Raw genomic sequence first — 19,270 nt, forward strand, 5'->3', positions numbered from 1 at the left:
CTGCGCTGGCTTATTGCCGGATGGGCGGCGCAGCTGTCATGCCTGGCCTCGATAAGTCGTTGCTGAGTTGCAGCAGCAGGGCGCTGGCAACGGCCTCGGGCTGCTCGCCGTGGCAGTGGTGGCCGGCATTGGCGATGCGAATGAGCTGCAGCGTCTTGCCTTGGTCAGCGAGTGCCTGCTGCCAGTGGCTTGCGATGGCGGTGAACTTGGCATCCTGTTCGCCAACAACATAGTAAAACGGGCAGTGAAGCGACAGCGGCAACGCCGACAAATCTGCCTGCCTCCCGAGCGAGGAACCAAGGTACATGGCCCTGAGCGCATGGCGCTCACTCTCGGGCTGGCTTTGGCTGCGTTTGGCGATGAGCGCTGCCCGCGCCTGCTCATCGAGATGGGCAAACACGCCCTGACGATACCAGGCATCAAGAAAATCTGTGATGGAGCCTTGCTCGAGCCGCTCGGCCCACAGGCTATCGGAAGCGAGCCGCTCGATGCGCAGCTGTTCGCTCACAAGCCCAGGATGGCTCGACTCCAGCGTCAGGCTGAGGAGCCGGGGGCCGTCAGCTTGGCTTAGCATTCCGGCCAGATGCAGGGCGATGCGCCCCCCAAGGGAGTAGCCGAGCAGATGCAGCTCAGTCACAGCTTCGCGCGCAAGATAGCGGCAAAGTGCTTCGCACACGCCGTTGAAATCATAGCGGTCGCAGGCCAGCGGCTGCCTGCCGTGACCGGGTAAGTCCGGCGTCAGCAGGCGAAAGTGCGGCTCAAGCAATGGCCGCAGCGTCTGCCAGTCATCGCCGCTGCCCAAAAAACCGTGCAGCAGCAACAGCACCGGCTTGACGGCGCCGTTTTCCGGTTCAAAGAGCGGCTTGGCTCGCATCAGCGGCTCCGGCTCCACTCGGCCATGCGCTTGATTTGCTGGCTCGCCTGCTCGGGGCCGACCAAGACTTCGATCACCGAGGCGCCCGGGTGGTCGAGCGCGGCCTGATAGGCATCCATAAAGGCTTCCATGTCTTCGGCCCTGTCGTAGGGCAGGCCAAACATGGCGGCACCGTAGCCAAATTCGAGGCCGTGGCTCAAGCGATAAAAATCGCGCCGCAGCGCCTCAGTGGGCACGGGCAGCAGGTTGAAGATATTGCCGCCATCGTTGTTGAGCACCACTATCACCAGCGGCGATTCAGCATCGCGGGCGAGGGCGAGGGAATTTAAGTCGTGCAGCGCCGACAGATCGCCAAGTACCAGGGTAGTGGGTCGCCCCTTGTCCCGAGCCACGCCACAGGCGCTGGCGATAAGGCCGTCGATGCCGGAGGCGCCGCGATTGGTAAAGGTGCTGGCGGCGCAGCAGCCGATGGGGGCAAACATGTCATACAGCCGCACCGGCAGGCTGTTACCGATAAAGAGTTGCTGCTCGGCGGTATGGCTTGCGGCAATGGCGCGGATAACCTGCGCTTCACCGAATTCGCCACCATCGATATGGCGGACAAACTCCTGCTCCATCGCTTGATTGAGCGCGGTTAGCTCGTTGGCCCAGTGGGCGGCACTTGAGCGCGGCCAATCCAGCGCGGCTACATCAGCGGCGCGGCCAAGCCATAACTGTTTGCCGCTGTGGCTGGGGTCGAGCCGCTCCTGTGTCGGCAGTACCTGCCAGTAGCTGTGCCAGTCTTTGTCGGCAAGATAGGCAATCAGCCGCTTGGACAGAAGGCGGCCGCCAAACACCAGCACCCGCTCGGCCTGATCAAGCAGCGCCTTGGCCTTGGGGCTCAGCAGCAACTGATCCACATGGCCAATGGCACCGGGATGCTGGCGCAGTTGACACTGGGCATCGGTCAGCAGCGGCCAGCCAAGTTTTTGCGCAAGCGTAATAAGTTCCAGCGGTTCATCGGCATCGGTGAGGGTGCCGGCGATGATAACGCCCTTGCCGTGGACAAAGCGCATCATCGCATCCCGCGGCGGCAGGGCGCTCAGCGTCGTCCTGGCGATGTCGAGGTAAGGCGTCTGACGCGCCTGCCATTGGCCGAGGCGGCTTAAATAGCGATCGAAGCGGCCTAAATCCGGATGCTCGGGCGGGTAGAGTGGCTCGCGGTACATGCAGTTGATGTGCAGTGGCCGGTCGAGGTTGGCCACTTGCTCATCGATGGCGCTGAGCAATACTTCCGGGCCGATTTGCAGATCCGGCGTCGGCAGGTCGAGTGAGCGGGCATAGGTGCCAAAAATACCAGGCTGGGGGATGGCCTGATTGGCGCCGCAGCCATTGAGTTCCCACGGACGGTCGCCGGAGAGCACGATGAGTGGCACCCGGGTGAGCCAGGCTTCGACTATCGCGGGGTAGAGATTGGCCACCGCCGTGCCCGAGGTGGTGATAATGGCCACCGGCGCCCGGCTCGCCTTGGCAAGGCCGAGGGCGAGAAAGCCAAGGCCGCGTTCGTCAAAGTGAATATGGCGTTTGAGTTTGTCCTGGGCGGCCGCCGCCAGTGTCAGCGGCGTCGAGCGTGAACCCGGCGCCATACACAGGTGCTGTACGCCGTGGCGTGCCAGCTCTTCCAGAATGAGTGAGCCCCAGAGCAGATTGAGCTCTGCCGTGCCCGCGTGCGAATGATCCATGGTCTGCCAGTGTCATGACAACAATGGCCATAGTTTACCGCTAAGCGCGCATCTTAGAAGGCAATTTTTCACGCTTTGTGTCAGCTGCCAAGATTGTTTATCCATTCGCTCATCACCACGTGGGTCTTAATCTTGATGATGTCGGTGTGGGTGTCGATATATTCGCGGATTTCGTGCAGTCGCCGCATCGAGGGGGCGTGCACATACACCAGCAAATCCATGTCGCCGGAAATGCCGTGGCAGGTCAGCACTTCGGGAATGGCCTGAAACACATGCACCACATCGGCGCAGCGCGGGCACTTGTGCTGAATTTCAAAGTAGGCCGACACGCCTTCTTTCTGGGATTCGGACAGGAGCACCTGATAGCCGCGGATCACCCCGGTCTGCTCGAGCTTTTTGATCCGGTCTGATACGGCGCTGCGGGACAGATTTGCCCGCTCGGCGATGGCCGATACGCTTTGGCGCGCATCTTCGCGCAGTGCCTGAATAATGGCTTGGTCGAACTTGTCCACCCTTGGCTCCCGGGTTGTTGCCCGTCAAATTGACGGTGAAAATTAAAAAATCCGGCAAATTGCCGGTTAATGCATGCTGTGTGGCGGCTAAGAGCGGCAGAATGGCGCGCAGCACAGGGCTATACTTTGGCTAACTTTCCGCAGCACTACTTTAACAGATGGAACAGATCAGAGGAACGATAGGCCGCTGGCAAGGCGCCGGGTTGATGGCCACCACATTACTGGGTACCGGCGTATTTATTTTGCCGCAAATGACCCTCGAAAAAGCCGGTACCAGTGCCCTTTGGGCCTGGGCGCTGCTGACCTTGGCCATCATACCTGTGACCCTGGTGTTCGGGCGGCTGTCGAGCCGTTTTCCCCACGCAGCGGGGCCGGCATTTTTTGTTGAAAAAGCCTTTGGCCGCACCCTCGGTCGCAGTATCGGGCTTATCTTTCTGCTGGTGATCCCCATGGGCGCACCGGCCGCCATTTTGATGACCTTTCAGTTTGTCACTTCGCTCATCCCGCTTGCCGGTTGGGGGTTGCTGGCCGCGCAGTTGCTGGTGATAGGTTTGCTGTGGGTCGCCAATTTACGGGGGCTGCAGGTGTCTGCCAAGGCGCAGTTTGCCCTGACACTCGGCATTGTGGTCGTGGTCCTGACCCTGTTTGCCGCGCTTGGGGTGCAGCATAAAGCCGTCGAATTGCCGGATTTTGAGTCAGCCTGGCAGGCAGGGCCCATGATGCTCGCGGCCGCTATCGCCTTCTGGAGTTTTCTTGGGGTTGAAGCCATGACCCACCTCGCCGATGATTTTCGTGAGCCGGAAAAAGACATGATCCCGGCCATGATGCTTGGCACTGTGCTGGTGGGGATGATTTACCTTGGTTGCACCAGCCTGTTGTGGCTGGTGCCCTCGACAAGCGGTGTGGCCATGATGGGGGTGTTCGATGCCCTGCTTGGCGGCGCTGGCGCACAGGTGATTGCTATTCTGGGTATTGCCGCCGGACTTGCCACGGTGAACGTGTATTCCGGCAGTGCGGCGCGGCTTTTGTGGAGTTTCAGCCGTGAGGGCATCATGCCGCGCTGGTTTGAAAAGCTTAATCCCCATGGGGTACCGGTGCGGGCGCAGACTGCGATTCTTGGTGCCATGGCGCTGGTGCTGACCCTGGTGTTTGTGACCGGTCAGGAGCTTGAGCAGCTGATTGCCTGGAGCAACGGTGTGTTTGTGATCATCTATGCCCTGTCGATGGCCGCCGCATGGCGTTTGCTGCCGCGCTCATCAAGGCCATTTATCCTGCTTGGGCTGCTGTTTTGCGCGGCGCTGGCCTGGTCTTTGGGTGAGCGCATGCTTTATGCCCTGTTGCTGCTATCGGCGGTGTTGCCGCTGCTGTGGTGGCAAAAAGGGCATTTGCAGCGCAAAGCGAGCGGCATTTTGTGATTGCCTGACTAATTCAGGTGGGCTCAGGTAAGCTCAGGTTGAAATGGTTAACTCCGCTCAAGGCCCGTCAGTGACGGGCTTTTTTATTTGCGCTCATGCAAGTCTTACCGCAATTCGGTTTGATTTTGGCCACAGTTCGGCCAAGGCTGCTGCGGTGTGTAAACGTATTTTTTTACAAAATAGTAACAGCCTTCTTGCCAATCCTTTTGCAGAATGGTGTCTGTAACGGGTAGCAGACTGGATAAGGAAGGCCGATGAAAACTGTTAAACCTCTGATTGCGTTAATCTCTTTGATGGCGTTGTTTGAACCTGCTTGGGCAGCAGACGTACCGGCCAATGCCGATACCCAGCATGCCAAGCTGCAACCGGCCATAAGTGCCGCCCTTGCTGCTGCCGAGAGGCCTGCTGCCGACAAAGCGCGGGATGCGCAGCGTAAACCCGATGTAATGCTGAACTTTTTTGAGGTGGAGCCCGGGCAGAAGGTGCTGGATATTTTCTCCGGCGGTGGTTACTACACCGAGCTGCTGGCGCGGGTGGTGGGTAAAGAAGGGACTGTGGTTGCCCACAATAATCAGGCCTATCTTCCCTTTGCCGGTGAAGAGCTTAAACAGCGCCAGTATGATAAGCGTCTGCCCAACGTGCAGCCGCTGCTTGCCGAAGCCAACGACTTACGTTTCGCCGAGGCCAGTTTCGATCGGATCTTTTTTGTGCTTGGGTTTCACGATGCCTTTTTCAGCGACAAAGATTGGCCAGCCATCGATGTCGACAAGCTGACGGCGCTGATGTTCCGCTCACTGAGGCCCGGTGGCAAGGTGGCGATTATCGATCACAGGGCAAAAGCGGGCAGCGATATTGAGGTAGCCAAGCGTTTGCACCGCATCGATCCGGCCATCATCATCGAAAAAATGACCGCTGCCGGTTTTGTGCTGGAAGCCCAGAGTGATGCGCTGAAAAACAGTGCCGATGACCTTGAACAGTCAGTGTTTTCAGAGCAGATGCGCGGTCGCAGCGACAGGTTCGTACTAAAGTTTACTCGTCTTTAGTCAACGGCTTGCGCAGTAAAATTCTGGTCTATATTTGATCTACTACACCAAGGAGATCGGATATGAATTCTGCTGCGCTGCTTGCCAAAGTTGACCAACTTCCCCGCCTTCCCAAGGCCATTGCCGAGCTGCTCGACATAGTCAATCGTGACGATGCCACAGTGAAGGTGGTGTCTGAAAAACTCTCCCATGACCCTGTGCTCAGTGCCCGGGTGCTGCGGCTGGCCAATTCGGCCCGTTTTGGCTGCTCCCGCGAGGTGGGGTCCATCGACGATGCCGTGGTGCGTCTGGGGATGCAAACCCTGCGCACTTTGGTGATTGCCTCCGCCGTGGTTGGCGCTGTGCCCAAGGTTCAGGGAATAGATTTGGGCGATTTCTGGGGTAATACCTTTGAAGTGGCCATTGTCTGTCAGGAGTTGGCCAAGCGCATGGGCACCCTGCCGGATGAGGCCTTTACCGGCGGCATTCTGCACTCGATTGGTGAGCTTTTGATTGTCAGCAGCGAGCCTGAGGCGGCCGCCAATATCAATGCCGCCGTTGCCGATGGCGCCGATCGTAACCTGATGGAGCGCGAGCTGCTGGGCTATGATGCGGCCGAAATTGGTTCTCTGCTGGCGCAAAACTGGAAATTTACCCCGGCGCTGGTCAAGGGCATTCAGTTTCAGGACTCCCCCAAAAACTGTGAGCCGTTTTCCAAACTGGCGGGCATGCTGGCCATGTCTAAAAAGGTGGTCAGCGATTGGGACAAAATCGGCGACGATGAGCGCACCAGTTGGCTTGCTCAAATCAGCGAAATGGCCGGTATCAAGGTGGATTTGAGCGGGCTTGCGCAAAAGTTGACCAAGCTGCACGGGCAGGGCATGGACATGGGCAAACAGCTGGCGTGAGTGTTATTGGCTGGCCTGATTGCGCAGCTGGATAAGCTCACTGTGTTTGAGGTAGAGCAGATCGGCGGTTTTACGGATGATCTGCTCTTCATACTGGCACAGTTCACCATCGGCAAACGCGAGTTGCCACATCGCCAAAATCAGCGCCTGTTTATCCTGCAGGCTGAATTCCCGATTGATTAAATCAGTGTATTCAAACAGCGAAGTTGCGTCTTCATGGCGCGCTTTGGCATCCTGAATGAGCTCATCGGCCTCGCTGGGCGATACGCCGGTGAGTTTGACCAGCAGCTCAGGCAACAGCTGCTGCTCCTGATTGGCAAGACTGTCGTCCGCCAGCACCAGTTCAATCAAGAGCGCCGATGCAGCTTCCTGGCGAGAAATTGCTTTGCCGGGTTCCCCCAGCTGCTGTTTCAGCAGTTTTTTCAGCGCCGCTATCATGCTTTTCTCCTGATTGAACCCTGCAGAATTTGCGGACTGTTACAGTAGTCCGCCAAGGCCTTTGGTCAGCAGACCCACGGTACCTTCACCGCCGCTGGCCTGTAAATAGTTTTTGGCGACATCGACCATAGGCATGGCGAGCTCTTTGGAGATGCCCAGCTTGGCGAAAGCATCGTACACCATGGCGCTGCCCTGCAGTGAGTTGCCAAGGCCGCCGGCTTTGGACAGCAGGCCCGACATGCCGCTGCCGCTGTCGAGTTTGGGCACGGCGCCGAGCATGGCATCGGCACCCGGAATGGCGCTGGTAAGGCTTGTGAATTCGTTGCCGCTGAGATTGCCTTTTGCCAGTTGCAGCAGTGCGCCCATGCCGCCCTGTGCCTGATTTTGATTCAGACCCAGCGCCATCAGGTTACCGAGCAGATCGCCGCTTTGGGCTGTGGCAGCCTGCGCCGCTTGGGTTGCCGGGGCAATCTGGCTGGCGCCAACCTGCCTGAGGGTCTCGCCGGCGAGGCTGCCCAAATCGGCTGCATTGGCCAGAGGCGACAGCAGTGACAGTGACAGGATGACTGAAAATGGCGTGCTTGCTTTCATAAAATGGTGTCCTTGTAGCGCTTTCCTTCGAATGATGGCGGCTATTCTAGGCGTATGGCTGTGGCAAATGCACGGAATTTGCGACTCTTACGCCGCCCTGCGTGCAGAAGGACTGTGCATCGGCAGGGGATTTTGGGTATTCTAGGCGCACAAAATAAGGGGTCAGGTCCTTGGGCGGCGCCGCTTTGGTGTCACCGGGCAATATTCACATTCAACGATTGGATAGACACATGTCACTGTCGGTAGTTTTGAGCGAAGCCTATAACTTCTTTCGCAATCATTTGAGCCAGTTGGCGGCATTCACTTTTCCGCTGCTGCTTGCCCAGGTGGGGATCCAGCTGTGGCTGGGCAGTGAGTTTAAGGTTATGGACGAGAGCAATCCCCAATTTGGTGGGGCGCACTTTTTCGCCATGATGATGCTGCTGGTGATTTTCTCCATGCTGATAGCGTCGCTGACCCTGTTCCTGCAAGTGCGCAGCGAAGGGAATAATCTGTCGGCCGGTGCCTTGCTCAAAGCGAGCCTGCCATTCGTGCCGCCACTTTTGCTGGCCGGTGTGTTTTCCGGCATGGCGGTGATTGCCCCTGTGATGATTGCCGCCGCGCTCGGGCCGCTGTGGATCATAGGTCTGGTGCTGAGCCTGTATATCTTCTCCCGCCTCGCTTACGTGAATTTTATGGTCGTGGCCGAGCGTTTGACACCGCTTGAAGCCATCAAGGCAAGCTTTCAGTTTTCCTCTCCCATAGTGCTGCACACCATTGGCCTGTTGTTGCTGTATGTGCCGCTGATGCTGATTGGCGGCGCAGTGGGTACGCTGCTTAGCGGCGCTGGCATGCCGGTACAGCTGGTGATTGAAAGTCTGTTCGCTTTTATCGGCCTGTTCGTCAACGTGGCGCTGTTCCGCCTCTATATGGTGACCCGCGCCAAGGCCTGATGGAGTGCCAATGACAGACTCGCAGCTCATCGCCGCATTCGATGCTGCCCTTGGCGAGGATTATCGTCAGGCCCGCCGGTACGCGCGCGATGTGCCGTCTCAGTCACTGCTGACACTCAGAAGCGCGCTTTACAAACTCACGGGTATCCTCGCGGATACCCGTGTGCATTTTGATAGCCCCAATCTGTACAACCGCATTGAAGCGTTATCGCAGGCGCGGGTGCTCGGTGTGCGTCAGGTGCGCGCCATGCACCGGCTGCGCGCCGATGGCAATCGCGGTGCCCATCCCGAAAAATACCATTTAAGTCAGGCCGATCTGTTGGCGCTGGCGCAAAAGTCGCTGCAGCAATTTTGCCAGCTGGTGGCCGGACTGAGCGGCGCCGAGCCCACAGCCTTTGAGTTTGAACCGCTGGAAGACTCCTGCAAGCGTGAGCTTTGTTACCGAGCCGTGATGCAGGATGACGCCGAGGCCCAATATCTGCTGGGCATGGCATTCAAAGCCGAAGGCCTGATGGCCCGCGACCTCATTGCCGCCGCCGGCGAATATGGCAATGGCCTGAAAGATGAAAGCGCCGCAGAGCCTGCGCCGGATGCTGAGCGTTTGCTTGCCAAAGCCAAGCACTGGTTCAGTGAGGCGGCGTCGCTGCCCAAGGCGCGCTACGAGCTGGCGGTAGCCTGGCTCCACTGTTACGGCGGCAATGCCGATACCGCCAGAGGGCTTGCGCTTTTGCGTGAAGCGGTGGATTTGGGGGTTGAGGATGCCTGTGCCTTGCTCGGCTTTTGTGCCCTGACCGGCCAGTTTGGGCAGACGCTGGACTTTACCCTTGCCGAGGAGCTGCTCAGCCGCGCAGCGCAAAGCGGCCACAGCGAAGCCGAAGCCAACCTTGGCGTGCTTTTTTATCAGCAGGGGCTCACCGAGCAGGCATTTCGCCATATCGAATCGGCGGCGCGGGCGGGATTTCCGCCGGCGCAATATCATCTTTACTTACTGCTTGGCCGCGGTGAAGGCTGCCAGGCCGACGCCATGGCTGCCGAGCGCTGGCTTGCCGAGGCGGCCTCGCAGGGGCAGCTGGATGCCATGTTTTTACGGGCCCGCCACATGCTGCACGATGAAAGCACCCTTGGCAGCGACCTTAAACTGGCTGAAGACTATTTACGCCAGGTTATCCGCTACAGCCGCAGCGTGCCTGCCATGGTGGAACTGTCGATGGCACTGGCCGATGGCATGCTTGGCCGCATCGATGTGGTGGGGGCAGCGGCGCTTTTGCATCACGGCGCCCTGATTGGCAATGATGAGGAGCGCAGCATCATAGCGCCACTGTGGCAGTCGCTTGCCAGTCAGGTGGAGCGGGTGCTGGCATTGAGCCAAAACGCAGACGAAAAAAAGGCTCTGGAGAGAGCCAAAGAACTGCTTTTGGAGATGCCGGGGCAGGGTGATTAGCCCCGGGTGCAGTGGATAGGTTGAGCGGGCGACTCAGGCTGACAGCGTCAGTTGAGCGGGTCGTGCTCGAATGTCTCGCCCTTGTGCGGCCGTGGACGGAAGCTGTCGCGGTCGCGGAATTTGACAAAAACATCACTTTGCTCGGCGTTCTGCCCGGCAAATTCAGCATTGAAACCATAAGCTTTCTGGGCGGCAGCCTGTTGCTGCGCCTCCATTTGACGACGCAATTTGCCAAGCCAGAATCGGCCAAACAGGGCAAAGAGTACAAAGGTCACGGCGCCGGCGAGCAGAATAAAAGGCAGTGCCATCAGACTGAGTCCCAGTACCAACAGACCCGCGGCGAACATGGCGAAACCCTTAAGGCCGCTGAAGCGTTCGTGCATGGGTGGTGTATGGAATTGACTGTAAATCATAGTGCCTCCACGGCTGATGTCAGGGCTACAGTCTGCGAAAATTTGCGCTGCTAAGCACGTGAAATATGGTTAATCTTGCGTCCATTTTTGACTGTTGCCGACGTTTTCACGGCCTCTGCCGCTGACGTTTTTAAGAGCACTGTCGCCAAAGTTTTCAAGGGCGCTTTGGGTGATGAGTTCGCGCAGCCACCTGTGGCCGGGGTCGCCGTCATTGCGCTGATGCCACAGCAGCACATAGGCCAGCGGCATAAACTCAAACGGCAGCGGCAGCATCTCCAGTCCGTAGAGTTTGCTGGCGTGGCGGGCAAAGCTTTGCGGCAGGGTAAACACCAGATCCGTATGGGCGCAGACGCTGGCCGCGCCGTAGAAATCCGGCACAGTAGCGCACAGATGGCGCTGTTTACCGTTTTGGGCCAGGTGATAGTCGAGCGCCCACCAGTCATTGCCTTCGCAGCGCACCTGCACATGTTTAAGTGCCAGATAATACTCCAGATCCCACTCACCCCGCGCGGCCAATGCCAGCGCCGGATGCCCTTTTCGCACCAGACACAGCTGAATGTCGTGATACAGGATCTGATGGCAAATGCCTTCGGGCAGGCTGTCGATACCTAAATCGGACTGGGGTTTCAGATCTATACCGTCTATACCCAAGTCAATCTGGCCAAGTTGCAGGTCACTTAAGGATTTTTCGCTCCACATGTAGGAGTTGAGCCTGAGCCCCGGCGCTGTCTCCAGCAGCGGCCCGATAAAACCCGGGATTAGGGTTTCGTAGGCACTCTCGACCATGGCAAAGCTGAAGCTGCGGGTACTGCTTGCCGGGTCGAAGTGGGGCGGCCTGGTCAGCTGATACAGCGCCTGCAGAATGTCAGGCAACTGCTTGGCCAGCGCCAGTGCGTGGGCTGTGGGCTTAAGGCCATGGGCGGTGCGGGAAAACAGCGGGTCGCCCAACAGGTCACGCAGGCGATTGAGGCTTTTTGACAGCGCCGACTGGCTCAGATTGAGCCGGACACCGGCACGGGTCACGCTTTGCTCTTCCAGCAGTACCTGCAGCACAACCAATAAATTCAGATCGATACGTGCGAGCTTGTCCAGTTGCATAGATATTCCCAGGCGGAATGTTTAAAAGGAATATATACCATTTCTGTTCATACCATGGCAGGAGTAAACTCTGCCCAATCCGAAATTTGCCGAAAAGTTACCCTACATGTCTCGTAATCTGTTGCCCATTTTGATGTCGCTGGTGCTGCTAAGCCCGCTCGCCATCGACATTTATCTGCCGTCCATGCCTGCCATGGCGCAGGAGTTTGCTGTTGATGAGCGCCAGGTGCAGTCGACTCTGGTGCTGTTTTTGTTTGCCATGGGCGTGGGACAGGTGCTGATTGGCCCGCTGGCCGACCGCTACGGCCGCCGTCCGGTGGCGCTGTTTGGCATAGTGCTTTATATCGTCAGCAGCTTGCTGGCGATGGCGGCAGTGGAGTTTGAGTGGCTGCAGCTGGCGCGTCTGCTGCAGGGGCTGGCTGCGTGCTCTACCTCGATTGTGGCGTTCAGCGCCGTGCGTGACAGCTACAGCGTTGCCGAAGGCGGACGAATTTACAGCTACCTGAACGGTGCCATCTGCGTGATCCCCGCGCTGGCGCCTACTCTGGGTGGCCTGCTGGCACTGCAATTTGGCTGGCGCTCAACCTTTGCTTTTATGGCCATTTATGGCCTGTTGATGCTGCTGGTGGTGGGTTACCGCTTGCCGGAGACCCGTCCGGCCAATACGGTGTCGAGCGGCGCCCTGTACCGCTGGGAGCGTTATGGCCCTGTGCTGGGTAACAGCCATTTCATGTTTTACGCCGTGACCTGCATGGCGGCGATGGCGGCCATCCTGTGTTACGTGTCTTATTCATCCATGTGGCTGATTGGTCGCCTTGGCGTGAGTGAGCTGACCTTCTCAGGGCTGTTTGGGCTCAACGCGGTGGTCAATATCATCGCCTGCTTTGCTGCGCCTGTGGTGATGAAGCGTCTGGGGAACCGCCCGACCGTGATAGTGGCGCTGTGGCTGATGACCCTGGCCGCCGTACTTGAGCTGGCGCTGCAATTGCCGGATTGGTCATCGGCGCTCGCCGCGGCCTTCGCCTTTATGTTGCCTATGATGTTGCTGTGCATCGGCTTTGCGCTGCTGCTTGGCCCTGCCACCTCCATGGCGCTGGCGCCCTTTGGTGAGCGTGCCGGTACTGCCACCGCCATGCTCGGCTTTATTCAGATGAGCGGCGCATCGGTTATCACAGGTCTGGTGCAGCTGACACCGCTGGAAGCACCGATGGCGATTGGCCTGACCATGGGCGTGATGTCGCTGTTACTGTTGCTGATTATGATGCTGCCCGGCCTGAATCACTGGCACCGTGAGCCCGAAGGGCAGCAGCTCCACGAAGTCTAAAATCACCCTTTGGCCCGCAAGCGATATTCCCGCTGCGGGCCATTTTTTTTATGATGGGCAAATTCAAATCAGTTGAGTTAATCCTGTGTCCAGACGTGTTTGTGCCCATTGCGGTTTCCCCATGCGGGTTTGTTTGTGCGCTGAACTTGTGTCGGTGATGAGCCAAACCCGGGTGTGGGTGCTGCAACATCCATCCGAGGTGGAGCATGGCAAAAACAGTGCACGGCTTTTGCCACTGTTGTTGCCCGCGGCAGAGATTTTTGTTGGTGAGAGTGAGGCGGATTTCAGTGCTCTGCGTGATCGCCTTGTCGCCGAACGGCTTAAACCTGTGCTGGTGTATCCGTCAGAGCAGGAGTCGCAGGCCTTTACTGACAGCGACACTGACGACAGAAGGGTATTGCTGCTCCTTGATGGCACCTGGCGCAAGGCGCTGAAGATGTACCATCTCAATCCCTGGCTGCAGCAATTGCCACATCTGTCACTGCAGCCCGGTAAGCCGTCGGCTTATCTTATTCGTAAGGCGAGCCGTGCCGACAGCCTGTCGACCCTCGAAGCCGCCGCTGAGGCGCTGTCGATACTTGAGCCGTCACTCGATGTGACGCCGCTGCACACAGTGTTTGCCGCCATGGTCAGGCGGCGCATTGATGCCATGCCAGCCGAGGTGCGAAAGCGCTATGGTCTGGATGAGAGTAACCGGTTCGACTGATAGGGCAAGTCCTGCCTCGGTGTTACTCTGATTGTCTGGGGATTGCCCCGGTTAACTGACACGGATTGAGCCCGCAGGAAGGATGCCTATGCCGCGCACTATTCAGCCGAGCACTGTTCAGCCGAGCACTGTTCACCAAGCAAACGGCGCCGCGAGCGTGAACAGCGGCGGCCCGCATCGACACTCGGCGCTGATGTGGCTTGGGCTGGTGCTTGGCGCCGTGCTGGTTACTGCGACTGTGTCGATTGGCTACGCCTACTGGCAGATTGCCCGCGAAGTCGATGAAGATTTAACCCAGCTTATCAGCTTTATCGACACCCGATTGCAAACGGCCGAGCGCTCGCTTCTGGAGCTCGACAAGCTTGAGCTGGAGCTGTGCGATAGCCCCGCGATAGAGCGTCTGACCGAATTTGCCTTTGAGCACCCCGCCAGCGGTATCTTTCTTACCCGTCCAAATGATGAGCATGCCAAGGTATTTTGCACCATCCATGGACAAGTCTCGCCGCTGCAGCACAGCAGGGTATTGGCGCGAGCGCCCCTGGCAGATAAACCGCAGTTTGAATTGCTGATTGTGGAGCATCTCTGGTCCGGGCGGCTTCGCAGTGACCTGTTTCTCGACTACCACGGCGAGCGGCAATACAACTCGGTGCAAATCCCCCTCACTGACAGCTTCGCCTTTTTTGAAGACGACAATGACAGGGAGCGGCGGGTGGTAAGCCGCTTGGCCGGGGAGTATGAGCTGACCCGGCAGGGCGAACTGTCTGAGGCGGCGCAGTGGGGGCAGATAAGCAGCGAGAGTCAGGGCTGGCCTATCCAGTATGAAGCCGGCATAGGCGGCAACAGGGTGCTGCATGAGGCTATGATTTCACTGCCTTTCTGGCTGCCAGTCGGCTTGCTCACTGTCGGCCTGTTTGGCTATGTGCTGCGGCTTAGGGAAGAGGTGACGGCTCATCATTTTCGCTTTCACCGCGCACTGGATCGCAAAGAATTCGTTGGCTACTTTCAGCCGCTGGTGGATGTCAGGGCCGGTAAAATTGTCGGCTGCGAAGTGTTGCTGCGCTGGCGAAAAGCCAATGGTGCCGTAATCCCCCCCGGGCACTTTATTCCTGAGCTTGAGCGAAGCTCGCTTATCCAGCCGGTAACACAGCAGCTGCTCACCTCATTGGGGCCGCAGCTGGACGAAATTCTCGCCGCCGATCCGCTTTTTCGCTGCGGCGTTAATCTGGTGCCGGCCCAACTTGAGCAGCCCGCCCTCGGCGACTGGCTGGTCGATTTCAGTAAGACATTCGATTGCCGCCAACTGGCGTTTGAAATCACCGAGCGGCTGCCCATCACCGACATGGAAGCCGCCAAGCACGAGCTTAAGCGGATTAAGGCGCTCGGCATTGAAATCGAGTTGGACGATGCCGGCACGGGTTACGGCGGCGCAGCTTACCTGCAGGAACTGACCATAGATGTGCTCAAAATCGACAAACTGTTTGTCGATACCCTGGTGCACTCGCCTGCTCATACGCCGGTGCTCGATGCCTATATTCGCCTCGGCCAGAGTCTGGGGCTAAAAATCATTGCCGAAGGGGTCGAAACAGAAGCGCAGTCGCAGGCGCTGCTTTCCCGTGGCGTGAGTCTGCAGCAGGGCTATTTATTTGCCAGGCCCTTGCCTGCAGCAGAATTTGTTGCCTTTTACCGTGGCTGGCGGCCACAATTATCGGGGTCAGAGCTCAGTTCCGTTTCAGCCGTTCGCGCCAAAAAGGTATTGCCATGAAAAGCTTGTCATACTCGCTGTTAGTTATGCTCGGTTTGAGCGCTGCCGCCCACGGCGCGGACGACGCCAAACCCAGACTGGTAATGAAGGCCAATCAGGCCCATGAGCAGGCGTTGAAAACCGAAGCCGAGCAACTCGAAAAGGCCCGTGCGGCGGCAAACGACACGGCCAGCCGCGAGGCCGACGTGTTAAAGCGCCAGCAAAACGGCAGTTGGGAAGACGCCCAGCGCGACAAGGCGGCGAGTCAGTTCAGCGAACGTGAAAGCCGCGAGCAAAAATACCTGCGTGAAGCCAAAGAAGCCGCCAAAAAAGAGCGAAAGATCCCCAAACCATGAGTCTTGTCTGTAACCTGTGCGGCGCATCCGACCTGTACCTGTTTGCCGAAGATAAACGCCGTCCCTATTATCGCTGCCGCCACTGTGCGCTGGTGCAGGTGCCATCTCCCTTTCATTTAAGCCCCGAAGCCGAAAAGGCCGAGTACGACAAGCACGACAATGGCGAAGACAGCCCGGGTTATCGCCATTTTTTAAGCCGTACCTTAACGCCACTGCTGCCAAGGCTCGCCCCCGGAGCGAGAGGGCTCGACTACGGCTGCGGCGCCGGCGCGCTGCTGGCAAAAATGGCGGCTGAGCAGGGGTATCAATTTGCGCCATACGATCTCTACTACTTCCCTGACCGCAGCGTGCTCAATAGCCGCTACCAGTGCATCACGCTGACCGAAGTGATTGAACATGTCGCCGATGCTGCCGCCTTGCTGGATGAACTCGCCCGGCTGATAACCCCCGGCGGCATTCTGGCCATCATGACCAAACGGGTGCTGTCGGCGGAGGCCTTCAGCCGCTGGCATTACAAAAACGACCCGACTCACATCAATTTTTACAGCGACGAGACCTTCGCCTGGATAACCGCCGAGCGTGGCTGGCAGCTCGAGTTGGTCGATAAAGACGTGGTGTTTCTCCGCGCTGCGGATTAACAATCAGCTGACTGCGTAAGAGATTGGTTATCCCGGGCGCAGATTGATGAGGCTCGCCCCAAAAGTCACTGTGCGGCGCAAAAGATAGCGTCCGGCGCACGGTATCACTTTCGTTTACACTTTTTTGACCGCTTTATCCCGCGCTTGCCTTGCTGCTAAGCGCGGGATTGCATTAAATGGCGCTTTTAGCATCAGATTTTACACATCACATTCTCGCAATCATGATTCAGGAGCAGGACGCGCAATGAAACGTACGCTGTCAGCCCTGACCCTGGCGATGGGGCTTGCTTTGGCCCCCGCCATCAGTCAGGCCACCACTGCCGCCGATGTACAGAGTTTTACATTGGAAAACGGCATGAAAATTATGGTGTTGGAAGATTCATCCATTCCAAACGCCAACATGTATCTGTTCTGGAAGGTCGGCTCGCGCAATGAAGCGCCGGGCATTACCGGCATTTCACACTTTTTTGAGCACATGATGTTTAACGGCTCGAAAAAGTTCGGCCCCAAGATGTTTGACCGCACCATGGAAGCGGCGGGCGGTGCCAACAATGCCTACACCACTGAAAACCTGACCGTGTACACAGATTGGTTCCCGGCGGCGGGGCTGGAGACGATTTTCGACCTCGAAGCCGACCGTATCGCCAATCTGGATATCGACCCCAAGATGGTTGAAAGCGAGCGCGGTGTGGTGACCTCCGAGCGCAGCACCGGCCTTGAAAACTCCAACATTCAGGTATTGATGCAGCAGCTCAAGGGCATAGCGTTTCGGGCGCACCCTTACAGCTGGTCGGTGATTGGTCATGAGTCGGATATTGCTGCCTGGACTCAGCAAGATTTGGTGCAATACCACAAGACTTACTACGCCCCCAACAACGCCGTGGTGGTGATTGCCGGTGATGTGAAACTGGCCGAAGTCAAAGCGCTGGCGAACAAGTATTTTGCGCCTATTCCGGCGCAGGCACCGCCCCGCGACGTGAAAACGGTGGAGCCGGAGCAGCAGGGCGAGCGGCGCACCTTTGTCCATAAGCCATCGGCCAGCAGCCCAAGTGTGATGATGGGTTATCACGTGCCCGCCACCTCCCACGCCGACTACTATGCGCTTGATTTACTTGCCGGTATTTTAAGTGCAGGCAACAGCTCGCGTTTATATCAGTCGATGGTGGACAGCGAGTTGGCGCTGGAGGCCGATACCTATCTGCCGATGTCGTTCGACCCGAACCTGTTCTATCTCTATGCCGTGGGTGCACCCGGAGTGGCGGCCGACAAACTCGAGCAGGCGCTGATCGCCCAGACCAATCGTATCGCCGCCGAAGGTGTGACCGAGCAGGAGCTTGAGAAAGCCAAAAATATCAAGCTGATGAACTTCTATCAAAGCATGGAAACCATCAACGGCAAGGCCGATACCATAGGCACCTATGAACTCTTCTTTGGCAGTTTTGACAAGCTGTTCAATGCCCCCGAGGCCTATAACAAGGTCACAGTGGCCGACATTCAGCGGGTCGCGCAAACCTATTTGAAACGCGCCAACCGCAGTGTGGCTGTGCTTTCTGCCAACGAGGAGATGGATAAATGATGAAGTGTAAACCTCTGCTGCTGGCGGTGGCTCTGGCGCTGTCTGGCTGTGCCGCTACCGAGGGCACAAAGCCGCTCAGTGTGGATAATTCACCGGCATTTCAGTTGCCTGCCTACGAAACCCTGACGCTGGATAACGGGCTGACCCTGTATCTGATGCAGCAAAAAGAAGTGCCGCTCATCACTGTCAATGCAGTGGTACGTGCCGGCGCTGTCAACGACCAGTTGCCCGGTATTTCGGCCATGACGGCCGAAAGCCTGCTGCTTGGCGCCGGTGGCAAGTCCAAGCGCGCCATTGAAGATAAAGTGGATTTTCTCGGCGCCAGCCTGAATGTCAAAGCCGGTAAAGAAGGCAGTTACGTCAGCAGCAAATTTATGGCCAAGGACACAGAGCAGATGCTGCCGCTGTTTGCCGATGTGCTGCGCCGCCCTGACTTTGATGCCGCTGAGTTTGCCAAACTGAAACAGCGTGAAATCGGCGGCCTTATTCAGGCGAAAGACAGCCCGCGCGCCGTGGTCGGCAACTACTTTGCCGAGCTGGTGTACGGCGACCATCCCTACGGCAATGCCAGTGGTGGCAACAGTGACTCCATCGCCGCGCTTGAGCTGTCGCAGGTAAAAGGCTTCTACCGCGAATTTTATCAGCCCGGCAATACCGCCATTGCTGTGGTGGGCGATTTTGACGTGGCCGAGATGAAATCCAAACTCAGTGCCGCCTTCGCCGACTGGCAAAATCATGCCAAGCCCCAGACTGTGGAGCTTAAGCAGGCGCTGCCAGCCCCAACCAAAGCCAGAGTACTGCTGGTGGATAAACCCGATGCCACCGAAACCACCTTTGTGATTGGCGGTGTTGGCGTGACCAACAATAACCCCGATGCAGTGGGCCTGACTGTGGTCAACACCATACTCGGTGGTCGTTTTACTTCCTGGCTTAACGATGAGCTCAGGGTTAACGCAGGCCTGACCTATGGCGCGCGCTCAGGCTTTGTGTCGTTCAGTGAAAGTGGCCTGTTTCAGATGAGCACCTTCACCAAAACCGAGACCACCGAAGCGGCAATCGATCTCGCGCTCAAAACCTACGGCCGCCTGTGGCAGCAGGGGATAGACCAGGCCACCCTTGACTCGGCCAAGGCTTACGTAAAGGGCCAGTTCCCGCCTGACTTTGAAACCAGCGGCCAGCTCGCCGGTTTGCTGACCGACATGTATCTCAATGGTTTTGATAACAGCTACATCAACGACTTCGAGAAAAAAGTGGACAGTCTGACCCTGGCCGAAAGCCAGCGCCTGGTTAACACCTATTTCCCCAAAGATGGACTGCAGTTTGTGCTGATTGGCAATGCCGCCAAGATAGCACCGCTGGCCGCCAAATATGGCGAAGTCACCCAAATCAGCATCAAGGATGTGGGCTTTGGCGGCTAATCCGGCTTAGCCAGTATCACGGGGCCTGCATTGTCAGGCCCCGTTTCATTTTGTCTGCAGCAACGGCACTTTCTTTCAATTGTTCTACACTTAGGCAAGGCAGTAGCTTGGAGAGGACTCCGCACCTGCCGGTCTTTGCGCTCAGT

Annotated in this window: 19 protein-coding genes; 12 read left to right on the forward strand and 7 right to left on the reverse strand. The window is 57.8% G+C overall.

Annotated elements, in window-relative coordinates:
• Nucleotides 1-10: 10 nt before the first annotated feature.
• The 3 genes from menH to KJI95_RS11915 all read right to left on the reverse strand — a co-directional run bounded on the left by menH (nucleotide 11) and on the right by KJI95_RS11915 (nucleotide 3,107).
• Nucleotides 11-874 carry a 2-succinyl-6-hydroxy-2,4-cyclohexadiene-1-carboxylate synthase gene (gene menH / locus KJI95_RS11905; protein ID WP_214507427.1) on the reverse strand — a complete coding sequence of 288 codons (864 nt, stop codon included), beginning with the start codon at nucleotides 872-874 and terminating at the stop codon, nucleotides 11-13.
• Nucleotides 874-2,595 carry a 2-succinyl-5-enolpyruvyl-6-hydroxy-3-cyclohexene-1-carboxylic-acid synthase gene (gene menD, locus KJI95_RS11910; RefSeq protein ID WP_214507428.1) on the reverse strand — a complete coding sequence of 574 codons (1,722 nt, stop codon included), beginning with the start codon at nucleotides 2,593-2,595 and terminating at the stop codon, nucleotides 874-876. The genes menH and menD overlap by 1 nt, the downstream gene beginning before the upstream one ends.
• 80 nt (nucleotides 2,596-2,675) lie before the next feature.
• Entirely contained in the window at nucleotides 2,676-3,107 is a 432-nt protein-coding gene (locus tag KJI95_RS11915) for an Lrp/AsnC family transcriptional regulator (protein ID WP_214507429.1), read from the reverse strand.
• 158 nt (nucleotides 3,108-3,265) lie between these two features.
• Here KJI95_RS11915 and yjeH point away from each other — a divergent pair, with 158 nt between their 5' ends.
• From yjeH to KJI95_RS11930, 3 genes are all read left to right on the forward strand, one after another.
• A complete protein-coding gene (gene yjeH, locus KJI95_RS11920) occupies nucleotides 3,266-4,522 on the forward strand; it encodes an L-methionine/branched-chain amino acid transporter (protein ID WP_214507430.1) in 1,257 nt (418 codons plus the stop codon).
• Between the two features lie 254 nt (nucleotides 4,523-4,776).
• Entirely contained in the window at nucleotides 4,777-5,565 is a 789-nt protein-coding gene (locus KJI95_RS11925) for a class I SAM-dependent methyltransferase (RefSeq protein ID WP_214507431.1), read from the forward strand.
• Between the two features lie 62 nt (nucleotides 5,566-5,627).
• The gene (locus KJI95_RS11930; protein WP_214507432.1) at nucleotides 5,628-6,452 is read left to right on the forward strand and encodes an HDOD domain-containing protein; all 825 of its coding nucleotides are present in this window, start codon (nucleotides 5,628-5,630) and stop codon (nucleotides 6,450-6,452) included.
• 3 nt (nucleotides 6,453-6,455) lie between these two features.
• Here the strand turns inward: KJI95_RS11930 and KJI95_RS11935 are convergent, their stop codons facing one another.
• Entirely contained in the window at nucleotides 6,456-6,890 is a 435-nt protein-coding gene (locus KJI95_RS11935) for a tellurite resistance TerB family protein (protein ID WP_214507433.1), read from the reverse strand.
• Nucleotides 6,891-6,929: 39 nt separating this feature from the next.
• Nucleotides 6,930-7,481: a DUF2780 domain-containing protein gene (locus KJI95_RS11940; protein ID WP_214507434.1), complete on the reverse strand. Its 552-nt coding sequence runs from the start codon at nucleotides 7,479-7,481 to the stop codon at nucleotides 6,930-6,932.
• A 230-nt stretch (nucleotides 7,482-7,711) separates the two neighbouring features.
• Between KJI95_RS11940 and KJI95_RS11945 the strand changes: the two genes are divergently transcribed.
• Nucleotides 7,712-8,413, forward strand: coding sequence for a hypothetical protein (locus KJI95_RS11945; protein WP_214507435.1), 702 nt, complete (start codon nucleotides 7,712-7,714; stop codon nucleotides 8,411-8,413).
• 10 nt (nucleotides 8,414-8,423) lie between these two features.
• Nucleotides 8,424-9,854 (forward strand): DUF4145 domain-containing protein, encoded by a 1,431-nt coding sequence (locus KJI95_RS11950; protein WP_214507436.1) that lies wholly within the window; start codon nucleotides 8,424-8,426, stop codon nucleotides 9,852-9,854.
• Between the two features lie 47 nt (nucleotides 9,855-9,901).
• Here KJI95_RS11950 and KJI95_RS11955 read toward each other — a convergent pair whose 3' ends face one another.
• A complete protein-coding gene (locus KJI95_RS11955; protein WP_214507437.1) occupies nucleotides 9,902-10,267 on the reverse strand; it encodes a hypothetical protein in 366 nt (121 codons plus the stop codon).
• A 69-nt stretch (nucleotides 10,268-10,336) separates the two neighbouring features.
• Nucleotides 10,337-11,365, reverse strand: a complete 1,029-nt coding sequence (locus KJI95_RS11960; RefSeq protein WP_214507438.1) for a LysR family transcriptional regulator — start codon at nucleotides 11,363-11,365, stop codon at nucleotides 10,337-10,339.
• Between the two features lie 106 nt (nucleotides 11,366-11,471).
• Between KJI95_RS11960 and KJI95_RS11965 the strand changes: the two genes are divergently transcribed.
• From KJI95_RS11965 to KJI95_RS11995, 7 genes are all read left to right on the forward strand, one after another.
• Nucleotides 11,472-12,689: a multidrug effflux MFS transporter gene (locus KJI95_RS11965; RefSeq protein ID WP_214507439.1), complete on the forward strand. Its 1,218-nt coding sequence runs from the start codon at nucleotides 11,472-11,474 to the stop codon at nucleotides 12,687-12,689.
• An 85-nt stretch (nucleotides 12,690-12,774) separates the two neighbouring features.
• Nucleotides 12,775-13,395, forward strand: a complete 621-nt coding sequence (locus KJI95_RS11970) for a tRNA-uridine aminocarboxypropyltransferase (RefSeq protein WP_214507440.1) — start codon at nucleotides 12,775-12,777, stop codon at nucleotides 13,393-13,395.
• An 88-nt stretch (nucleotides 13,396-13,483) separates the two neighbouring features.
• Entirely contained in the window at nucleotides 13,484-15,157 is a 1,674-nt protein-coding gene (locus KJI95_RS11975; RefSeq protein ID WP_214507441.1) for an EAL domain-containing protein, read from the forward strand.
• Nucleotides 15,154-15,492 carry a hypothetical protein gene (locus tag KJI95_RS11980; RefSeq protein WP_214507442.1) on the forward strand — a complete coding sequence of 113 codons (339 nt, stop codon included), beginning with the start codon at nucleotides 15,154-15,156 and terminating at the stop codon, nucleotides 15,490-15,492. The genes KJI95_RS11975 and KJI95_RS11980 overlap by 4 nt, the downstream gene beginning before the upstream one ends.
• Complete coding sequence (locus tag KJI95_RS11985; RefSeq protein ID WP_214507443.1) at nucleotides 15,489-16,130, forward strand: class I SAM-dependent methyltransferase; 642 nt, start codon at nucleotides 15,489-15,491, stop codon at nucleotides 16,128-16,130. The genes KJI95_RS11980 and KJI95_RS11985 overlap by 4 nt, the downstream gene beginning before the upstream one ends.
• A 244-nt stretch (nucleotides 16,131-16,374) precedes the next feature.
• A complete protein-coding gene (locus KJI95_RS11990; RefSeq protein ID WP_214507444.1) occupies nucleotides 16,375-17,706 on the forward strand; it encodes a M16 family metallopeptidase in 1,332 nt (443 codons plus the stop codon).
• The gene (locus tag KJI95_RS11995) at nucleotides 17,703-19,124 is read left to right on the forward strand and encodes a M16 family metallopeptidase (RefSeq protein ID WP_214507445.1); all 1,422 of its coding nucleotides are present in this window, start codon (nucleotides 17,703-17,705) and stop codon (nucleotides 19,122-19,124) included. Before KJI95_RS11990 ends, KJI95_RS11995 begins: the two co-directional genes overlap by 4 nt.
• The last annotated feature ends 146 nt before the right edge of the window (nucleotides 19,125-19,270 follow it).

The sequence above is a fragment of the Shewanella jiangmenensis genome, from assembly GCF_018596335.1.
GTDB lineage: Bacteria > Pseudomonadota > Gammaproteobacteria > Enterobacterales > Shewanellaceae > Shewanella > Shewanella jiangmenensis.

Coding starts and splice junctions, on each gene's coding strand:
- menH (WP_214507427.1), bottom strand. CDS start 874: ATGCGAGCCAAGCCGCTCTTTGAACCGGAAAACGGCGCCGTCAAGCCG.
- menD (WP_214507428.1), bottom strand. CDS start 2,595: ATGGATCATTCGCACGCGGGCACGGCAGAGCTCAATCTGCTCTGGGGC.
- yjeH (WP_214507430.1), top strand. CDS start 3,266: ATGGAACAGATCAGAGGAACGATAGGCCGCTGGCAAGGCGCCGGGTTG.
- KJI95_RS11925 (WP_214507431.1), top strand. CDS start 4,777: ATGAAAACTGTTAAACCTCTGATTGCGTTAATCTCTTTGATGGCGTTG.
- KJI95_RS11930 (WP_214507432.1), top strand. CDS start 5,628: ATGAATTCTGCTGCGCTGCTTGCCAAAGTTGACCAACTTCCCCGCCTT.
- KJI95_RS11935 (WP_214507433.1), bottom strand. CDS start 6,890: ATGATAGCGGCGCTGAAAAAACTGCTGAAACAGCAGCTGGGGGAACCC.
- KJI95_RS11940 (WP_214507434.1), bottom strand. CDS start 7,481: ATGAAAGCAAGCACGCCATTTTCAGTCATCCTGTCACTGTCACTGCTG.
- KJI95_RS11945 (WP_214507435.1), top strand. CDS start 7,712: ATGTCACTGTCGGTAGTTTTGAGCGAAGCCTATAACTTCTTTCGCAAT.
- KJI95_RS11950 (WP_214507436.1), top strand. CDS start 8,424: ATGACAGACTCGCAGCTCATCGCCGCATTCGATGCTGCCCTTGGCGAG.
- KJI95_RS11955 (WP_214507437.1), bottom strand. CDS start 10,267: ATGATTTACAGTCAATTCCATACACCACCCATGCACGAACGCTTCAGC.
- KJI95_RS11960 (WP_214507438.1), bottom strand. CDS start 11,365: ATGCAACTGGACAAGCTCGCACGTATCGATCTGAATTTATTGGTTGTG.
- KJI95_RS11965 (WP_214507439.1), top strand. CDS start 11,472: ATGTCTCGTAATCTGTTGCCCATTTTGATGTCGCTGGTGCTGCTAAGC.
- KJI95_RS11975 (WP_214507441.1), top strand. CDS start 13,484: ATGCCGCGCACTATTCAGCCGAGCACTGTTCAGCCGAGCACTGTTCAC.
- KJI95_RS11980 (WP_214507442.1), top strand. CDS start 15,154: ATGAAAAGCTTGTCATACTCGCTGTTAGTTATGCTCGGTTTGAGCGCT.
- KJI95_RS11985 (WP_214507443.1), top strand. CDS start 15,489: ATGAGTCTTGTCTGTAACCTGTGCGGCGCATCCGACCTGTACCTGTTT.
- KJI95_RS11990 (WP_214507444.1), top strand. CDS start 16,375: ATGAAACGTACGCTGTCAGCCCTGACCCTGGCGATGGGGCTTGCTTTG.
- KJI95_RS11995 (WP_214507445.1), top strand. CDS start 17,703: ATGATGAAGTGTAAACCTCTGCTGCTGGCGGTGGCTCTGGCGCTGTCT.